We start from the raw sequence: 18,864 nt of genomic DNA on the forward strand, positions 1-18,864 counted from the left end.
CACGGGTCCTGGCCACGGCGGGGATCGCAACGAGGAGTCATGCCTGATGAGCACTCACAAACCTGCCGGCCCCAGCCAATTGGCGGGGACCGATACCCTGGATCGCAGCAATACCAACGACAAGCTCGAAAGCCTGGAGCAGTTTCGTTCCGACGCCACCGAGCAGGCGTTGCGCACCAACCAGGGCGTGAAGATCGCCGACAACCAGAACACCTTGCGCGCCGGCCCCCGCGGCCCCTCGCTGCTGGAAGACTTCATCATGCGTGAGAAAATCACGCATTTTGACCACGAGCGGATCCCGGAGCGCATCGTCCACGCCCGCGGCACCGGCGCCCATGGCTACTTTCAAGCCTATGAATCCCATGCGGCCCTGACCAAGGCCGGTTTCCTACAGGACCCAAGCAAGAAAACCCCGGTCTTCGTGCGCTTTTCCACCGTGCAAGGTCCACGAGGCTCCGGTGACACCGTGCGGGACGTGCGTGGCTTTGCGGTGAAGTTTTTCACCGACGAAGGCAACTTCGACCTGGTGGGCAACAACATGCCGGTGTTTTTCATTCAGGACGCGGTGAAATTTCCGGACTTTGTCCACGCGGTAAAACCCGAGCCCCATAACGAAATTCCTACGGGCGGCTCGGCCCACGACACCTTTTGGGATTTCGTCTCGCTGGTGCCGGAATCGGCCCACATGGTGATCTGGGCGATGTCTGACCGGGCCATTCCAAAAAGCCTACGCACGATGCAGGGCTTTGGGGTGCACACCTTCCGTATGATCAATGCGGAAGGCCGCAGTAGCTTCGTCAAGTTTCACTGGCGACCCAAGGCCGGGACCTGTTCCCTGGTGTGGGACGAAGCCCAGAAACTCGCGGGCAAGGACACCGACTACCACCGTCGCGATCTGTGGGAATCCATTGAGATGGGCGACTACCCGGAATGGGAATTCGGCGTGCAGATCGTTGCCGAGGAGGACGAGCACAACTTCGACTTCGACCTGCTCGACCCGACCAAGATCATCCCTGAAGAGCTGGTGCCGATCACGCCCCTGGGCAAGATGGTGCTGAACCGCAACCCGGATAACTTCTTCGCCGAAGTCGAGCAAATCGCCTTCTGCCCCGGGCACATCGTGCCGGGCATCGACTTTTCCAACGACCCGCTGCTGCAAGGCCGGCTGTTTTCCTACACCGATACGCAGATCAGCCGACTCGGCGGACCGAATTTTCATGAGCTGCCGATCAATCGTGCGATTACGCCCGTGCACAACGGCCAGCGTGACGCGATGCACCGCACCACCATCGACAAGGGGCGGGCGTCCTACGAGCCAAACTCCATCGACGGTGGATGGCCGAAGGAAACCCCGCCCGGCCCGCAGGACGGTGGTTTCGAAAGTTATCCAGAGCGTATCGACGCCTACAAGATCCGCCAGCGCAGCGATTCGTTCTCTGATCATTTCTCCCAGGCGCGGCTGTTCTACAAGAGCATGAGCCCGCATGAGCAAGAGCACATCATCGCCGCCTACAGCTTCGAACTGGGCAAGGTGGAGCGGGAGTTCATCCGGGCGCGGCAGGTCAATGAGATCCTTGCCAACATCGACTTGGAATTGGCCGGGCGGGTCGCCAAGAACCTCGGTTTGCCGGCGCCCACCGCTGGTACGGTCGATGTTCCGCAGCCTTCGCTGGAACAATCCCCCGCCCTGAGCCAGGCGAACCTGCTTTCCGGCGACATCAAGACGCGCAAAGTGGCGGTGTTGGTGGCTAACGGTGTCGATGGGGCGATCATCGATACGCTCAAACAGGCTCTGGAGGCTGAGGGCGCCCACGCCAAAGTGCTGGGGCCGACTTCGGCGCCGGTCACCACGGCCGATGGGCAGACGCTGGCGGTGGATGCGTCCATGGAAGGCATGCCGTCGATTGCCTTTGACGCGGTGTTCGTGCCCGGTGGTGCGGAGTCGATCAAGGCCTTGAGTCGCGACGGCGTGGCGTTGCATTACGTGCTGGAGGCCTACAAGCATCTGAAAGCCATTGGCCTTCATGGTGAGGCCCGGCAGTTGTTGGTGGAATTGAAGCTGGAGGTGGATGCGGGGTTGATCGAAGACGCGGATGCGAGCGGTTTTTCGCGATTTTTTGCGGCGATTGCTCAGCATCGGGTTTGGGCGCGGGAGCCCAAGGCGAAGGCGGTTCCGGCCTGATGAGGGCCTGAAGGGGTTTGTTGCAGGACAGGGCGCTTTCGCGAGCAAGCCCGCTCTCACACAGGTTTGCGAACAACCTTGTGGGAGCGGGCTTGCTCCGGGCTGCGTTCCTACGGAGCTTTTAGGGCTTGCGCGGAGTCAGCACCATCTGCGCTGGCACACTGCGCAAAATCTGTTTCCGCAACTTCAGATCAAACCCCGGATCAAGCTTCTTGACTCGCTTGTCCAGTAACGTCGCCAGCCAAGGGTAATCATCGGTACGCGGCGCCTGGATGCTGACGTCGCACTGATAATTCACCACATCGGCGGCGATGGCGTCCAGTTGCCGACGCATTTGCTGAATATCGGCTATGTTGAGCGCAACCGTGGTGCTCGGTGCGCTCGGGTCGATCACCTTGGCAACCGGCTTGGCTTCGGCGGCCTTGAGGTCGGCCTCGGCCTTTTCCAGGTCGGCCTTGCGGGCTTCGGCAATGGCGCTGTTGAACTCGCCGGTCAGCGCCGGAGCCTTGGGCATCAAGGCTCGGGCTCGGCTAAGGGCGGTGGCGGCAGCGTTGACATCGCCTTTTTGCAGGTCGATCTGGCTGCGGCGCAGATACGCCTCGGCCAATTGCCGCTGGTAGGGTTCCAGCGTCGGGTCTTCGGGCGACTGGGCCTGCAAGGCGGCCAACTGGCCTTCAGCGGTGGCTAGCTCATTGCTGGCCAGGCTTTGTTCGAGCTGTGCGATGGCCGGGCCCCGCGTATCGGGAGCCTGGGTGACCGGCGGAGTACTCTGGCACGCGCCCAGCAGTAGGGAAAATGCGACAAGGAGCAGATAACGGGAGGCGAACGGCTTCATTCCTGCGACTCTCTATTTGCGCAAAAAGCGAGCAAGTCTACACCCCTCGACGGGGCAGGACAAAACTCAGCAGAAACAACGCCGCGGCGCTGACCACGATCGAGGGGCCGGCCGGGGTGTCCTTGAACCAGGAAAGGGCCAGGCCACCACAGACCGCGAGCATGCCCAGCAGGCTCGCGCCCAGGGCCATTTGCTCGGGCGAGCGGGCGTGACGCTGTGCCGCAGCCGCCGGGATGATCAGCAATGAAGTAATCAGCAACACACCGACGATTTTCATCGCCACTGCAATGACCACGGCGATCAACAGCATCAGCGCCAAGCGCAGGCTGACCACCGGCAGACCCTCGACCCGCGCCAGTTCTTCATGGACAGTGACCGCCAGCAATGGACGCCACAGCGCCACCAGCAACAGCAATACCGCCGCACTGCCGCCCAGGATCCAGGCGAGATCCGCAGGGCTGATTGCCAGCAGATCGCCGAACAGATAGGCCATCAGGTCGATCCGCACGTCACGCATGAAGCTCAGCACCACCAGCCCGAGGGACAAGGTGCTTGGTGCGAGGATCCCCAGTAGCGTGTCGGACGCCAGCGGCTGGCGCTGTTGCAGCGTGACCAGCACCACCGCCAGCAACAGGCAGCCAACGGTCACCGCGATGGCCGGGCTGACATCCAGCAGAAACCCCAGGGCCACCCCCAGCAGCGCCGCGTGGGACAAGGTGTCGCCGAAATAGGCCATGCGCCGCCAGACCACGAACGAGCCCAGCGGACCGGCGACCAAGGCAAGGGCCAGGCCTGCGAGCAAGGCGTACATCAGAAAATCAGCCATGCTTGCAGCCGTCTCCATGAACATGATTGGAAGCAGAAGGGGCGCTGACCACCGAACCATGCAGGTCATGGGCGTGGTCATGGTGGTGGTGATAAATCGCCAGGCTTTGTGCGTTCTTTCCGAACAACTCGACGAAGGCCGGATCGCCGCTGACTTGCTCGGGATGCCCGGAGCAGCAGACGTGGCGGTTGAGGCAGACCACTTGGTCGGTGGTGCTCATCACCAAGTGCAAATCGTGGGAGACCATCAGCACGCCGCAGCCGTGGCGGTCGCGCAGGCGCGTGATCAGGCTGTACAGCTCGGCCTGGCCCGCTACGTCGACGCCTTGCACTGGCTCGTCGAGCACCAACAATTCAGGCTCGCGCAGCAGGGCGCGGGCCAGCAATACCCGTTGCATCTCGCCACCGGAGACACTTTGCACCGGGCTGTCGATCACCTGTTCGGCGCCGACCTCCTTCAGCGCCGCCAAGGCCCGCTCGCGATCGACGCCCGGCACCAGGCGCAGAAAGCGCAGCACCGACAGCGGCAACGTCGGATCGACGTGGAGTTTTTGCGGCATGTAGCCGACGCGCAACCTGGGCTTGCGCCAGACGCTGCCGCTGTCGGGCTTGAGCAAGCCCAATACGGCGCGTACCAGGGTGGTCTTGCCGGCGCCGTTGGGGCCGATCAAGGTCACGATCTGCCCCGGCTCGACGCTCAGGTGAATGTTGTCCAGCACGTTCTGCCCGGCGAACGTCACGGCCACCTGCTCGAGGCGGATCAGCGCGTTGCTCATCAGGCCCCCTGGCAGCCGGAGCAGAGGCCGACGACTTCGACGGTCTGGGTGTCGACGACGAAGCCGACTTCCTTGGCGCTGGCGACGATGGCATCGCTGATGGATTTCTGTTCCAGCTCGATGGCGGCGTGGCATTCGCGGCAGATCAGGAACTGGCCTTGATGGGCGTGCTCCGGATGGTTGCAGCCGACGAAGGCGTTGAGCGACGAAATGCGATGCACCAGGCCGTTTTCCAGGAGGAAATCCAGCGCCCGATAAACGGTTGGCGGCGCGGCGCGGCGGCCGTCCTGCTCGCTGAGCACCGCGAGAATGTCGTAGGCGCCCAGTGGCTTGTGGCTTTGCCAGACCAATTCCAGCACGCGCCGACGCAGGGCGGTCAGGCGCAACCCTTGGCGCGCGCAGATGGCGTCGGCCTCGGACAGCGCGCTGTGCACGCAGTGGGAGTGATCGTGGGGACGACTGGCAAGGGGAGTAATGGGCATGGGCAGCGACGAGATTAGTGAGAGACGTTATTATGTTACCCGTTCTCGTCTCTTCGAGTGGTCATCGTGTCCCGATTTTTTTCGCTGTTTGTCGCTTTTGTCGCAAGTTTCCTACTGATTGGCTCGGCCCAGGCCGACGTCAAGGTGCTCACCAGCATCAAGCCGTTGCAATTGATTGCCGCCGCTGTGCAGGACGGCGTGGCCGTCCCGCAAGTGTTGCTGCCCCCAGGAGCTTCGCCGCACCACTACGCATTGCGGCCCTCCGATGTACGCAAGGTGCAGTCGGTGGACCTGTTGTACTGGATCGGGCCCGACATGGAGGGATTCCTGCCGCGCGTGTTGAACGGTCGTACGCTGCCGTCGGTCGCCGTGCAAGAGCTGCCGGGGCTCAAGTTGCGTCACTTCGCCCAGGACAGCGCTTCCCACGAGGATCATGACGATGATGGGGGCGATGATCACGATCACGACCATCGTCCCGGCACCGTGGACGCCCACCTGTGGCTGTCGCCGCACAATGCGCGGGTGATCGCCGCCAGGATGGCAGCTGACCTGAGCGCCGCGGATCCGGCGAACGCGGCCCGCTATCAAAGCAACCTCAAGGGCTTCAACCAGCGTCTCGATGCCTTGGACGCACGCATCAAGGCCCGCCTGGCCGGGGTCGCGGGCAAGCCGTATTTCGTCTTCCACGAAGCGTTCGACTATTTCGAAGACAACTACGGCCTCAAGCACGCCGGGGTGTTCGCCGTGGCTGCCGAAGTCCAGCCCGGTGCCCAGCATGTGGCGGCAATGCGCACGCGCTTGCAGGCGGTGGGCAAGACCTGCGTCTTCAGCGAACCGCCGCTGCGCCCGCGCCTGGCCGAAACCCTGGTGGCCGGGTTGCCGGTGAAACTGGCGGAGCTGGATGCGCTAGGCGGCTATACCCCGGCGACGGCGCAGGGGTATGAGCAGTTGTTGGAGAAGTTGGGGAATGATCTGGCGGGGTGCCTGGAGTCGCTATAGCGCTGCCAAGCGCAAACCCTGTGGCTAGGGGATTTATCCCCGTTGGGCTGCGCAGCAGCCCCCCTGCTTTCTATCTGACGGACTCGCGGCGGCAGCTATTTTTTGGGGCCGCTTCGCGCCCCAGCGGGGATAAATCCCCTCGGCACAACATCATTCGGCGAAAGCCTTCTATTGATACTTAAAGGGCAAAAGGCAACACCGTGTGAACCGTCTGCCGCTGCGCCAGACGCTGCTGAAATTCCATCGGATCGTGAATCAACACATCCTGCCCGGCAAACGATTCGGCAGCAATCAACCGCGACAGCCAGAACCGTACGCACGCCACGCGCAGCATGGTCGGCCACAGTTGTGCCTCAGCGGCGGTAAACGGCCGCAGTGCCGCGTACGCACCCAGCAACGCCCGCGCCCGGGCGCCATCGAGCACGCCGTCGTCATCCGAGCACCAGTCATTCAAGGCGATGGCGACGTCATACAGCATCGGCCCGGAGCAGGCGTTGTAAAAGTCGATCAGCCCGGTCAGGTGCGTGCCTTCGAACATCGCATTGTCGCGGAACAGGTCGGCATGAATGTTGGCCCTGGGTAGCGCCAGGATGCCTACCTTCTTCGACGAGATTTCTTCCAGCGCTGCTTCCAGCAACTGACGCGGCTCGGTATCGAGGTGCGACAGCAGTTTGCCGCCCTCCTCTTGCATCCAGTCCAGGCCGCGATCGGTCTTGCGCTTGATCATATTGTCGCGGGTCGCCAGGTGCAGATGCGCCAGCAATTCGCCGACTTGGGCGCAGTGCTGGGCGTTGGCCTGCTTGATGTGCTTGCCGGCCAGGCGCGGTTGCAGCAGCGCCGGCTTGCCCGCCAGCTCACGCAGCGCGACGCCGTCGGTGGTGCGCAAGGCGTAAGGCACCGGCAAGTCGGCATTGTGCAGCACGTCCAGCAACTCAATGAAGAACGGCATTTCCTGCACCGGGCCACGCTCGACCAAGGTCAGGACGAACTCGCCCCGCTCCAGGCTGATAAAGAAATTGGTGTTTTCGCTGCCGGCGGCGATCCCCTGGAAATCAAGCAGGCGGCCAAGCCCATAAGGGGCGAGAAAGGTTTCCAGCTCGGGCCGAGCCAGGGGAGTGAACACAGACATGGTCAAAAACTGCTCAGTTCGGGCGCCGTGATTGACGCGGCGCCTATTAAAATTAAGAAACTACTTCCACTCAAAGATTTTCCACGAAGGGATCAGCATATCCGGCTCGTCCGAACGGATGAAGTTTGCATCGGTGCCGTCGGCACGCACCAGAAAATAAGGCTTGCCGTTCTTGGGCGTGACCTTGATCGCATACAAAAAGCCGTTTTGCCGATATTCCTGGATCGTGTTATCGCCTTCGGTGCGGATGGTGACATCCGGGTCCGCCGAGGGCGCGTCGTCCGCCGCCATGACGGCCAACGGGGTGAATGCAAACAAGCCAGCCAGTAACAGGCGATTTAGTGTACGCATGATAACCTTGTCCCTTTGTCGTCAACGGTCCCGCTATTCTAGCCCCGGACCCGCCGAAAAGGTTGATCCTGCTCATGAGCCAAGCTCCCCTCGTCCTGGTGGACGGTTCTTCTTACCTGTACCGCGCCTTTCACGCGCTGCCACCGCTGACCACGTCCAAAGGCCTGCCGACCGGTGCGGTCAAGGGCGTGTTGAACATGCTCAAGAGCCTGCGCAAGCAGTATCCGGACAGTCCTTTCGCCGTGGTTTTCGACGCCAAGGGTGGGACGTTTCGCGATGCGCTGTACGCCGAATACAAGGCCAACCGCCCAAGCATGCCGGACGACATGCGCGTGCAGATCGAGCCGCTGCACGCCAGCGTCAAGGCCCTGGGTTTCCCGCTGCTGTGCGTGGACAACGTCGAAGCCGATGACGTGATCGGCACGCTGGCCCGCAGCAGCGCCGCGGCGGACCGTCCGGTGGTGATCTCCACCGGCGACAAGGACATGGCGCAGTTGGTCGACGGGCACATTACCTTGGTCAACACCATGACCGGTAGCTCGCTGGATGTGGCTGGCGTTAAGGAGAAGTTTGGCGTCGCTCCGGAGCAGATCATCGATTACCTGGCGTTGATGGGCGATTCGTCCGACAACATCCCGGGCGTCCCAGGCATTGGACCGAAGACCGCTTCCGGCCTGCTGGTGGGCGTCAACGGTGGCCTGACCGAGCTGTACGCGCAACTGGACATCGTCGCCACCTTGCCGATCCGTGGCGCCAAGACGCTGGCCGCCAAGCTCGAAGAGCACAAGGAGATGGCGTTCCTGTCGTACGAGCTGGCGACCATCAAGACCGATGTGCCGCTGGATGTCGGACTCGACGATCTGCAAATGGGCACGCCGGACCACGAGAAACTGGCCGAGCTGTATACACTGCTGGAATTCAAGAGCTGGTTCGAAGAAAACCAGCGGGACGCCAAGCGTGCCGGCCAGGAAATCGTCGACGTTACCGAAGAACAGCCCGGCGCTCCCGAGGCCAAGTACGAGGTGATCCTCGACCAGGCGCGCTTCGACGCGTGGCTGGCCAAACTGGACAAGGCGCCGCTGTTTGCCTTCGTCACCGAAACCAACGGCGGCGATGCCCAGCAATCGCAACTTGTGGGCCTTTCGTTCGCCGTGGCCCCTTTCGAGGCGGCCTACATCCCGCTGACCCATTCCTACATGGGCGTGCCGGAGCAACTGGATCGCGACACGGTACTCATGGCCCTCAAGCCCTTGCTGGAAAACCCGGACAAGCTCAAGGTCGGTCAGCACGCCAAGTTCGAAACCAACATATTGGCCAACTGCGCCATTGGTGGCGACCAGAACAACGGCATTCTGGTCCAGGGCATCGCCTTCGACACCATGCTCGAATCCTACGTACTGGATTCCACCGCGACCCGCCACGACATGGACAGCCTGGCGCTCAAGTACCTGGGCCACAGCAAGACCGATTTCCAGGATATTGCGGGCAAAGGGGTCAAACAACTGAGTTTCGATCAGATCTCCCTGGAGCTGGCCGGGCCTTATGCCGCAGAAGACGCCGACGTGACGTTCCGCCTGCACCTGGCCTTGCAGGAAAAGCTGGCCGCCACACCGAGCCTGGGCACGGTGCTCAACGAAATCGAAATGCCATTGATGCCGGTCCTGGCGCGTATCGAGCGTCAAGGTGCGCTGGTCGATGCCAACCTGCTGGGCGTGCAAAGTGTCGAGTTGGGCGAAAAACTGGTAGCCCTGGAGCGTGAGGCATTTGCCATTGCCGGCGAAGAATTCAACCTCGGCTCGCCGAAGCAATTGGGCGTGATCCTGTACGAAAAGCTCGGCTTGCCGGTGCTCAGCAAAACCGCCAAGGGCCAGGCATCCACCGCCGAAGCGGTGCTCGCCGAACTGGCAGAGCAGGATTACCCGCTGCCCAAGGTATTGATGCAGTACCGCTCGTTGAGCAAGCTCAAGAGCACCTACACCGATCGCCTGCCGGAACAGATCAACAGCCGCACCGGCCGCGTCCATACCAATTACCAGCAAGCCGTCGCTGCGACCGGGCGCCTGTCGTCCATCGACCCGAACCTGCAGAACATTCCGATTCGCACGGCCGAAGGCCGACGCATCCGCCAGGCCTTCGTCGCGCCGAAAGGCTACAAGCTGCTGGCGGCGGACTACTCGCAAATCGAGTTGCGGATCATGGCGCACCTGGCCAAGGACGAAGGGCTGCTGCATGCCTTCCGCAACGACCTGGATGTGCACCGCGCCACGGCGGCCGAGGTGTTCGGCGTTGATCTGGACGCCGTAACCAACGACCAGCGCCGCAGCGCCAAGGCGATCAACTTCGGCCTGATATACGGCATGAGCGCCTTCGGCCTTGCCAAGCAGATCGGCGTCGATCGCAAGCAGTCCCAGGCATACATCGACCGTTACTTCGCCCGTTATCCCGGTGTGCTGGAATACATGGAGCGCACCCGCGCCCAGGCGGCCGAGCAAGGTTTCGTCGAAACCATTTTCGGTCGCCGGTTGTACCTGCCGGATATCAACGCGAAAAACCCGGCCCTACGCAAGGGCGCCGAGCGCACCGCCATCAACGCACCGATGCAAGGCACAGCGGCCGACATCATCAAGAAAGCCATGGTTGCCGTGGACCGCTGGCTGACCACGTCAGGGCTGGACGCAAAAGTCATCCTGCAGGTTCATGACGAACTGGTGCTGGAAGTGCGTGAAGATCTGGTCGAACAGGTGAGTGGCGAAATCCGCCAGCTTATGGGCGCGGCCGCCACGCTGGACGTCCCGCTGCTGGTGGAAGTGGGCGTGGGTAATAACTGGGACGAGGCGCATTGAGTCTTGCCGGAGAATCGAGCGGACTCTGCGGCGAGGGGATTTATTCCCTCGCCACATCAATCACCGCGAATTCGCGAGCGGCCTCATTAGTCCGGAAAATTCCTACAGTTATTTCCAAAAATAATCTGAACTAAACCCGTGAATTACTACTCAGAGATTCTGAATGGCTGGTGAAGCCCTTCAATGCTCCTATGTTGTGTTAAGTGTTGGCAGATATCTGGACCCCGCCCTAGCGGTCCGGAACTTGGACCCCGAACTTCCCCCTCCCCATACGAAGTCCGGGGTTTTTTTTGCCTGGGATTTGGCTATTCAGCCGCCTCGCTGCCCTTGTCTGCCAGTTCCATCCAGTCGGCCAATACTGTGTAGGCCTCTTCCAGCCCCATGCGCTTGGGGGCCGAGAACAGCTGGATGGTAATCGTGTCACCCCAACCCTTGCGGATCTCCGACTGCACTTTGAGCAGGGTATTTTTCGCTGCGCCGTAGGTGAGCTTGTCGGCCTTGGTCAGCAGGATATGCATCGGCATGCCGCTGGCGACCGCCCAATCAAGCATCAAAAGGTCGAAGTCAGTCATCGGATGGCGGATATCCATCATCAGGATCAGACCCTTCAAACTCTCGCGGCTGCCCAGGTAGGCTTCCAGGTGGCGCTGCCAGTGTTGCTTGAGCGGGATCGGCACCTTGGCATAACCGTAGCCCGGCAGGTCGACCAAACGCCGTTCATCGTCTAGCTTGAAGAAGTTCAAGAGCTGCGTGCGACCTGGCGTTTTCGAGGTACGCGCCAGGCTTGCATGGGTCAATGTGTTGAGCGCGCTGGATTTACCGGCGTTGGAACGACCGGCAAAGGCCACTTCGAAACCTTCGTCGTCAGGGCATTGATCGACTTTGGCAGCGCTGAGCATGAAGGTGGACTGTTGGCACAGGCCAAGGATGGGGTTCTTCAGTTGCATGGGATTTCCGATGTGGGCGGCGTCGGGAATGGACGCGGCAAGCTGTGTCGTTTCCGTTTCAGTGACGCCAGTATATAATGCCGCAGATTTTGTGTGCGCTTTGTCCCAGCGTAGGATGAAGCTCACGGGAGCGACCGACCGAAATTGCGCATTAGAACGCAGCTCGTTCCCAACCCTGAAAAGGTCGTTTTATGACGAAATGGCTGCTAGCTGCCGGTGTCTTGATGCCGCTTTACAGCGCTCAGGCTACACAGGATCCGGAAGCTGTGTACAACCGTGTTTGTGGTGCCTGTCATTCCGGCCAACTCCCCATGGCGCCCCGCAAGGGCGATCAGGAAGCTTGGACGCCGAGGTTGGCGAAAGGTATGGAGACGCTGGTGCAACACGTGACCCAGGGTTTCAAGGCGATGCCGCCGCGTGGTTTGTGCATGGACTGCAGTGCCGAGGATTACCGAGCCATCATCCAGTGGATGAGCGAGTAAACCCGGCCCATAACTCTTTAACCCTTAGCCGTAGTTGGATTAGCTGATGAACAAACTGATCGTGAGTCTGCTGTTGACCTTGGGGATATCCGGCGTAGCCCACGCCGCTGGCGACGCCGCTGCCGGTCAGGCGAAAGCGGCCGTATGCGGGGCCTGCCACGGCCCGGATGGCAATAGCATGGCGCCCAACTTTCCGAAACTGGCGGGCCAGGGCGAGCGTTATCTGGTCAAGCAGTTGAAGGAAATCAAGGACGGCAAGCGTGTCGTGCTGGAAATGACCGGCCTGCTGACCAACCTGAACGATCAGGACCTGGCGGACATCGCGGCCTATTTCGCCAGCCAGAAGGGCAGCGTCGGCGCCGCCGATCCGAAACTCGTGGCTCGCGGTGAAGCGCTGTTTCGCGGCGGCAACCTGGAAAAAGGCCTGCCAGCCTGCACCGGCTGCCACTCGCCTGACGGCAAGGGCAACGCCGCTGCCGGTTTCCCTCATCTGGGCGGCCAGCATGCCCAATACATCACCAAGCAGCTGACCGATTTCCGCAAGGAAGAAGGCGGTCGCGCCAACGATGGCGACGCGATGACCATGCGCACCATCGCACGCAAGCTGAGCGACGAAGATATCGCCGCCGTTTCCAGCTACATCCAGGGCCTGCACTAAGGCCGTTGCAAGGGGGCGCCTCTTGCAACGTTAACGCTCGATTAATCTGTCGATGCGAGCATCAAAAGGGTGGCTTTGGCCGCCCTTTTTTGTGGCCGCTGCCGTTACACTAGAGAACTTGAACCCGCGACGGTCTGTCTTAGAAGCACGTCCCGCGAGGCCCCCTCATTGTCCAGGAGTAAAGCATGCGTAATCTGATCATCAGCGCCGCGCTCGTCGCCGCCAGCCTGTTCGGCATGACTGCCCAAGCGGCTGAAAAGCCCGCTGCACCTTATGTCGAACTGTCCAACCCCGTTCCGGTGGCCGTGCCTGGCAAGATCGAAGTCGTGGAGCTGTTCTGGTACGGCTGCCCGCATTGCTACGCCTTCGAACCGGTGATCAATCCCTGGGCTGAAAAGCTGCCATCGGACGTGAATTTCGTGCGCATTCCGGCCATGTTCGGCGGTCCTTGGGACGCCCACGGCCAGATGTTTCTGACGCTGGAATCCATGGGCGTCGAGGACCAGGTTCACGCAGCGGTGTTCAATGCGATCCAGAAAGAAAAGAAACGCCTGACCGATCCTGAAGAGATGGCTGAGTTCCTCGCCACCCAAGGCGTCGACAAAGACAAGTTCCTGGCCACTTTCAATTCTTTCGCCATCAAGGGTCAGATCAACAAGGCCAAGGAGCTGGCAAAGAAATACGAAATCACCGGCGTACCGACCATGGTCGTCAATGGAAAGTACCGCTTTGACATCGGCTCTGCCGGCGGCGCGAATGAAGCGCTGCAACTGGCGGACAAGCTGATCGCCAAAGAGCGAGCGGCCACCAAGGCCGCCGCCAACTAAGCGGGCCCACGGCCATGGCCCGCTGGAGTACCGAGCGCATCGTTGGCCTGCATGAACCGCGGGTCAACGAGCATCATGTCGCGTCCACGGGCCTGCCGGCGGACAGCCGCCTGCGGTTGCTCAGTTTCAACATCCAGGTCGGCATCAGCACCGAACGCTACCGGCATTATCTGACCCGCGGTTGGCAACATTTGCTGCCCCACACCGGGCGCGCAGGCAACCTGCAGAAAATCGGCGACCTGCTCAAGGATTTCGACCTGGTGGCCTTGCAAGAAGCCGATGGCGGAAGCCTGCGTTCCGGCTACGTCAACCAGGTGGAACACCTCGCCCAATTGGGTGCCTTCCCCTACTGGTACCAACAACTCAATCGCAACCTCGGACGCCTCGGCCAGCACAGTAACGGCGTGCTGAGTCGCCTGCGTCCCTGGGCGATCGAAGATCATCCGCTCCCCGGTCCCAAGGGGCGTGGAGCGATCCTGGCGCGTTTCGGTGAAGGCCCGGAGGCGCTGGTCGTGGTGATGATGCACCTGGCCCTCGGCGCTCGCACCCGAACGATGCAGCTGGCGTACATCCGTGAGCTGATCGGCGGCTACAAGCATCAGGTCCTGATGGGCGACATGAACACCCACGCCAATGACCTGCTTCAAACCTCGCCATTGCGCGACCTTGGCCTGCTCGCCCCGCAGCTCGAAGCCACGTTTCCCAGTTGGCGCCCCCAGCGCTGCCTGGACCATATCCTGTTGAGCCCGACCTTGACCCTCGAACGCTTCGAGGTATTGGCGCAGCCTATTTCCGATCACCTGCCGGTCGCGGTCGAAATACGTCTGCCGGGTTCGCTCACGGCCGACGCATTCCCCGCGCTGAGTCCTGCCCCTTGCGGATCCGATGAATGAGCGACGACGCCGAACGCTGGAGAGAGAAATACCTCAAGAGCATCGAACAGCAGGAAAAGCTTGAGCGTCGCTGGGACGCTCGGCTCGACTTGCTGCGTCGGGGGCTGGTGCGCAGCACGCTTGCCGCCGAGGGCACCGACCGGGCAGTGGACCAGTGCATGAAAGAGATGCGCGAAGTGGTGCGCACCGACGACATGGACGCTGCCCTCGCCGCCCTGCTGCCGCGCCTGGAGAAAGCCGTACTCGATTCCGAGCAGCGTCGCGAGACGCGGGTTGAGCAAATGAGCGCCGCGTTGACGGCTTTGGTTGCCCAGTTGCAATCCTTGCCGCTGCCCAAGGACGTCAGCCGGCCTTTGAAGAAGTTCTCCAAGCAATTGGAAGCCCGGGTGGGCCAGGCGCGGGAAATCCCCTTGTTGCTCAGCGAGTTGAGTGGCTTGCAGGGCAAGGCGCTGAGCGCACTGGATACACCGGATGAGCCGAGCCGTCCCGGCCTGCTGCAACGGTTGTTTGGTGGTCACGGTCACGATGAGGTGGCACCCCAGCCGCGCCCATCGTCGGAGCCGGGCCAGCCGAGCCCGACGCCTGGAACAGATGCGAGTGCGCTAACGCCGGCACTGCCCGCAGCCGAGACGGTATCCATCCCGCCCGCACCCGCGCCCGCACCGAAAGCGGAGCGAGACCACGCGTTCCAATTATCCGAAGCCGAGCCGGTCGAGCCTATTGAAGCAGCAGACGAACCGGAAGGCGAACCGGAAGGCGAACCGGAAGGCGAACGTGCGCCGGAGCCCGTGACGCCGCCGGCCGCAGCCGTGGCTCAGCCGCCCGTCGAACCGCCGCCCCCGCCCCTTGATGAACACCCCGAACCAACAACCGCGTTCCAGAACCCGGACGAGCTAGTGCCGGAGGCACCCCCGCCGGTCCTCGAAGAGCCGCCAGTTGCGGCCGCCGAATCCAGCGAACCCGCCGAGCCCCTCGCGGCCGATTCCGATGAGGCTCACTACGCCCTGCCCGACTCGCCGGAGCCTTCCTACAGCTCGGTCGCCAGGCATATCGAAGACACGCTGCTGGGCCTGCTTGGCGACCTGACACTGCCCGAACGTCATCGGCCCCAGGCGGAAGCCATGCGCGAACGTCTGCGCAATGGGCTGAACTGGTACGAGTTGCTGCCGATCCTCGACGATCTGGCGGTACTGATGCTGGCAATCACCGACAGCGGCCAGCATGAATTCGAAGCTTATCTGCAGCGACTCAATGATCGCCTGGAGTCATTCCAAAGCACGTTGCAAGCTGCCAGCGACGACCATGCCGACAATCTGTCGGCCTCCAGGGAAATGGACTCCCAGATTCGTGAGCAAGTGGACGGCCTGCAGAGCAGTGTGCAGCAAGCCGATGACTTGGAAGGCCTCAAGCAAGTGCTGGAGAATCATCTGGAGGGTCTGCTTGGTACGATGGATGAGCATCGCAAGCAGCGTGACCAGCGCGAGAAAGAAATCTCGGTTCGTCTCAAGAGCCTGGCCGAGCGCGTTGCGTTGATGGAACAGGACGCGCTGATCGTCCGTGAGAATCTGGAAGAGCAGCGCCAGAAAGCCTTGATTGATCCGTTGACAGGCCTGCCGAACCGCGCTGCCTGGACCGAGCGCCTCGAACAGGAAGTTGAGCAATGGCAGCGGCATGGCAACAGCTTGTTGATCGCCATGCTCGACCTGGATCACTTCAAGCGGATCAATGACAACTACGGGCACCTGGCCGGTGACCGCGTGCTGAAGCTCATCGCCTCCGTGCTGCGCAAGCGGATCCGTGGCAGTGACTTCATCGCCCGCTTTGGTGGCGAGGAGTTCGTCTTGCTGGTGCCTGATACGCCTCTTGCGGCCGGCGCGAAACTGGCCGAAGCCCTGCGCGCGGCCATCGAAGCGTGTCCGTTCCATTTCAAGGGCGAGCCGCTGACGGTGACGGTGTCGATGGGCATGACGGCGTTCAAGCCGGGAGAGCGCAGCGAACTGGTGCTCAAAAGGGCCGATGAGGCGCTTTATCGGGCCAAAAATGCGGGCCGTAACCGAGTGGAGTTTGGCTGAACAATTGTTCCATTTTGTTTAACGGCACCGGATCATTTCCAGGTGATACGTTACACTGTTGCATTATTTTCCTGTGTGCCTGTTCTTCGCCATGAAATTTCTCCCGCTCGTTGTTTCGCTGTTAGTCCTGGCCGGTTGCGCGAGCGGCCCCCGGCTGGATACCAGTCATCCGTCGGTCAACCACGACAGCCGTGTCCAGTTCGTCGTGGTGCATTACACCTCGGCTTCCCTCGAGCGCTCCCTGTCTTTACTGACCCATGGCGAAGTCAGCGCGCATTACCTGATAGGCGACGACAAGGACGCGACTATTTATAAGCTGGTGGACGAAAACCGGCGCGCCTGGCACGCCGGCGAAAGTGAATGGCAAGGCCGGACCTGGCTCAACTCCAGCTCCATCGGGATCGAGATTGTCAATCCGGGCTATGTGGACACGCCTACCGGTCGCCTCTGGTACCCCTACAGCGAAGCCCAGGTGCAAGCTCTGATCGCCTTGCTCAAGGACATCACCCGACGTAACGAGATCAACCCGGCCAACATCATTGGCCATAGCGACATCGCCCCCAATCGCAAGCTGGATCCCGGCCCGTTGTTTCCCTGGAAGCGACTGGCGCAGGCAGGCCTTGGTGTCTGGCCGGACGAACGGGCGGTCGCGCTACAGCAGGCTGCCTACGCCGCTCAGTTGCCGAGCGCCAGTTGGTTCCAGGCGGAGCTGGCCCGCCTCGGCTACCCGACGCCTCGCACTGGCGAATGGGACGTAGCCACCCACCAGGTGCTCGCCGCCTTCCAGATGCGCTATCGGCCGACCCGGTTCGATGGCGCGCCAGACGCCCAAAGCGCGGCGATTTTGCGGGTGCTTAACCAGACAAAATAATGACGCTCGTCTGACTGATAGCGCCAAATCCAAAACAGAAGCTATAACTCATTGGTAACTTTCGGATTACTGATGATGACGGCTGCCCGCGAAACGCTGCAGAGTTGGCTGCATCGCCCTATTTTCCTGGCGATGACGGCGGCTGCCCTCAGTACTGTGTTGTTGCTGGCAGGCAGTCTGTTTGTGGTGATGCAGCAAATCCAACAGCGTGAAAGTGACCAGATGAACGCTCAAGGCGAGCGCTTCCTGCTACGCCTGGAACAACTGTTCGGACAGCTGCGCGAGAGCCTCGATGATTTGCAGGCTCAACCGCTGCGTGGCTGTAGCGATGACATGATCGCCACCTTGCAGCAGGTGAGTTTCAATTATCGCTTCGTCTACGAGGCGGCATATATCGACAGTACCGGCATGTGCTCCAACCGTCCGCGCCAGAGCGGTTTGTCCTTGGCGCGAGCACCTGACTTGCGCGGCCCGGCCTACAGCTACTGGCTCAACACCACCACGGAGCCCGATGAAAATCGTGCCGCGTTGATGTTGGGGCGCGGAAATTTTCGGGTGGCAACGTCTCGCGGCCACCTGACCGATGTGGTCGACTTGCCGCCGGGCAGCAGCTTGCTGGTGGTCCTCGATGACGGCGAGCGGGCGATTCCGGTCCTTGGCACTGAGCAACGCTGGCCACCGGCCGAGCCGTGGCCGCCGAAAAGCCGAAACGCCTTGCAGGTCACGAAATACCGATTGATCTACCGGATGCCAACCGACAGTCCTGAATACCAGCTGGTGCTGATCGCACCGCGCAACGGCCTGCGCATCCCGGCCAATGCCTGGTGGATGCTGCCCATCAGCCTGGTGCTCGGGCTGGGCATCGGCTTTCAGGTCTTTCTTCTCGCGCGCCAGCGCCAATCGATGGATGCCGAATTGCACGGTGCTATCCGACGCGGTGAGCTACAGGTGCTCTATCAACCGATTTTCGACCTTCACAGCCGCAACTGCGTGGGCGCCGAAGCCCTGCTGCGCTGGCGCCGGCCGGACGGCACGCTGACCAGTCCGGATCTGTTCATTCCGATGGCGGAAGACACCGGGCAGATCCGCCAGATCACCGATTTTGTCCTGCAGCGATTATTCGATCAGTTGGGCCAGCTGTTGCGCGCCAATCCACACCTCTATATTTCCGTGAACCTGGCGGCATGCGACGTGATGGTGCCGCGCATTGGCGATGTGATTGCCCGGCTGTTGGCGATGCATCGCGTATCGGCTCACCAGATCGCTTTCGAAGTCACCGAGCGCGGCCTGGTCGACGTGCTGGTGGCTCGCGATAACCTGCAATCGTTGCGCGACGTGGGGCATCAGGTGCTGATCGATGACTTCGGCACCGGCTATTGCAGCCTGGCCTACCTGCAAACGCTACCGGTGGATTGCTTGAAAATCGACAAGGCCTTCATCGACGCGCTGGGGCACGACGCCGCCAGCAGCGGCGTCGCCCCGCATATCATCCGCATGGCCCACGCCCTTGAGCTCAAAGTCATCGCTGAAGGTATCGAGCATGAGGCCCAGGCGTCTTACCTGAGCAGCGAGGGCGTGAAGTTCGGTCAGGGGTGGCTGTTCGCCCACGCGCTCAGTGCGGTGCAGTTCATCGAACTGATCACCCGCGGGCGACGTCTGGTCGGGCGGCGCATTGATGATGAGGCGTAACGG

17 protein-coding genes are annotated in these 18,864 nt (G+C 61.6%); 10 read left to right on the plus strand and 7 right to left on the minus strand.

Annotated elements, in window-relative coordinates; translation table 11 throughout:
* Positions 1–46 precede the first annotated feature (46 nt).
* Positions 47–2,182: a catalase HPII gene (gene katE / locus VQ575_RS00175; RefSeq protein ID WP_325918784.1), complete on the plus strand. Its 2,136-nt coding sequence runs from the start codon at positions 47–49 to the stop codon at positions 2,180–2,182.
* A gap of 121 nt (positions 2,183–2,303) precedes the next feature.
* Here katE and VQ575_RS00180 read toward each other — a convergent pair whose 3' ends face one another.
* Genes VQ575_RS00180 through zur form a run of 4 tightly spaced genes read right to left on the minus strand, consistent with a single transcriptional unit; the run spans position 2,304 to position 5,100 of the window.
* The gene (locus VQ575_RS00180; RefSeq protein WP_045154657.1) at positions 2,304–3,017 is read right to left on the minus strand and encodes a PA5502 family lipoprotein; all 714 of its coding nucleotides are present in this window, start codon (positions 3,015–3,017) and stop codon (positions 2,304–2,306) included.
* A gap of 37 nt (positions 3,018–3,054) precedes the next feature.
* Entirely contained in the window at positions 3,055–3,843 is a 789-nt protein-coding gene (gene znuB / locus VQ575_RS00185; protein ID WP_045154658.1) for a zinc ABC transporter permease subunit ZnuB, read from the minus strand.
* Complete coding sequence (gene znuC, locus VQ575_RS00190) at positions 3,836–4,618, minus strand: zinc ABC transporter ATP-binding protein ZnuC (RefSeq protein ID WP_039593467.1); 783 nt, start codon at positions 4,616–4,618, stop codon at positions 3,836–3,838. Before znuC ends, znuB begins: the two co-directional genes overlap by 8 nt.
* Positions 4,618–5,100, minus strand: a complete 483-nt coding sequence (gene zur, locus VQ575_RS00195) for a zinc uptake transcriptional repressor Zur (RefSeq protein WP_039593466.1) — start codon at positions 5,098–5,100, stop codon at positions 4,618–4,620. The genes znuC and zur overlap by 1 nt, the downstream gene beginning before the upstream one ends.
* 66 nt (positions 5,101–5,166) lie before the next feature.
* Between zur and znuA the strand changes: the two genes are divergently transcribed.
* Positions 5,167–6,099, plus strand: a complete 933-nt coding sequence (gene znuA / locus VQ575_RS00200) for a zinc ABC transporter substrate-binding protein ZnuA (protein WP_325918787.1) — start codon at positions 5,167–5,169, stop codon at positions 6,097–6,099.
* 178 nt (positions 6,100–6,277) lie between these two features.
* Here the strand turns inward: znuA and VQ575_RS00205 are convergent, their stop codons facing one another.
* Both VQ575_RS00205 and VQ575_RS00210 read right to left on the minus strand, forming a co-directional pair.
* Positions 6,278–7,228: a homoserine kinase gene (locus tag VQ575_RS00205; RefSeq protein WP_039593464.1), complete on the minus strand. Its 951-nt coding sequence runs from the start codon at positions 7,226–7,228 to the stop codon at positions 6,278–6,280.
* A gap of 60 nt (positions 7,229–7,288) precedes the next feature.
* Positions 7,289–7,579 (minus strand): DUF2782 domain-containing protein, encoded by a 291-nt coding sequence (locus VQ575_RS00210; RefSeq protein ID WP_045154660.1) that lies wholly within the window; start codon positions 7,577–7,579, stop codon positions 7,289–7,291.
* 74 nt (positions 7,580–7,653) lie between these two features.
* Here VQ575_RS00210 and polA point away from each other — a divergent pair, with 74 nt between their 5' ends.
* Entirely contained in the window at positions 7,654–10,422 is a 2,769-nt protein-coding gene (polA, locus tag VQ575_RS00215; protein ID WP_039593462.1) for a DNA polymerase I, read from the plus strand.
* Positions 10,423–10,727: 305 nt separating this feature from the next.
* On the opposite strand, the gene yihA is transcribed toward polA, so the two are convergent.
* Complete coding sequence (gene yihA, locus VQ575_RS00220) at positions 10,728–11,369, minus strand: ribosome biogenesis GTP-binding protein YihA/YsxC (protein WP_025211089.1); 642 nt, start codon at positions 11,367–11,369, stop codon at positions 10,728–10,730.
* 191 nt (positions 11,370–11,560) lie between these two features.
* Here yihA and VQ575_RS00225 point away from each other — a divergent pair, with 191 nt between their 5' ends.
* The 7 genes from VQ575_RS00225 (at position 11,561) to VQ575_RS00255 (ending at position 18,861) form a co-directional block, all read left to right on the plus strand.
* The gene (locus tag VQ575_RS00225; protein ID WP_003196231.1) at positions 11,561–11,851 is read left to right on the plus strand and encodes a c-type cytochrome; all 291 of its coding nucleotides are present in this window, start codon (positions 11,561–11,563) and stop codon (positions 11,849–11,851) included.
* Between the two features lie 46 nt (positions 11,852–11,897).
* Entirely contained in the window at positions 11,898–12,509 is a 612-nt protein-coding gene (locus VQ575_RS00230; RefSeq protein ID WP_039593461.1) for a c-type cytochrome, read from the plus strand.
* Positions 12,510–12,694: 185 nt separating this feature from the next.
* A complete protein-coding gene (locus tag VQ575_RS00235; RefSeq protein ID WP_045154662.1) occupies positions 12,695–13,336 on the plus strand; it encodes a thiol:disulfide interchange protein DsbA/DsbL in 642 nt (213 codons plus the stop codon).
* Between the two features lie 14 nt (positions 13,337–13,350).
* Positions 13,351–14,229, plus strand: coding sequence for an endonuclease/exonuclease/phosphatase family protein (locus VQ575_RS00240; protein WP_039593459.1), 879 nt, complete (start codon positions 13,351–13,353; stop codon positions 14,227–14,229).
* Positions 14,226–16,301 (plus strand): GGDEF domain-containing protein, encoded by a 2,076-nt coding sequence (locus tag VQ575_RS00245; RefSeq protein ID WP_325918789.1) that lies wholly within the window; start codon positions 14,226–14,228, stop codon positions 16,299–16,301. Before VQ575_RS00240 ends, VQ575_RS00245 begins: the two co-directional genes overlap by 4 nt.
* Before the next feature lie 91 nt (positions 16,302–16,392).
* Positions 16,393–17,172 carry an N-acetylmuramoyl-L-alanine amidase gene (locus VQ575_RS00250; RefSeq protein WP_045154736.1) on the plus strand — a complete coding sequence of 260 codons (780 nt, stop codon included), beginning with the start codon at positions 16,393–16,395 and terminating at the stop codon, positions 17,170–17,172.
* 75 nt (positions 17,173–17,247) lie between these two features.
* Positions 17,248–18,861, plus strand: a complete 1,614-nt coding sequence (locus tag VQ575_RS00255) for an EAL domain-containing protein (protein WP_045154737.1) — start codon at positions 17,248–17,250, stop codon at positions 18,859–18,861.
* The last annotated feature ends 3 nt before the right edge of the window (positions 18,862–18,864 follow it).

This window comes from Pseudomonas frederiksbergensis (assembly GCF_035751725.1).
Taxonomy (GTDB): Bacteria; Pseudomonadota; Gammaproteobacteria; order Pseudomonadales; family Pseudomonadaceae; genus Aquipseudomonas; species Aquipseudomonas frederiksbergensis_A.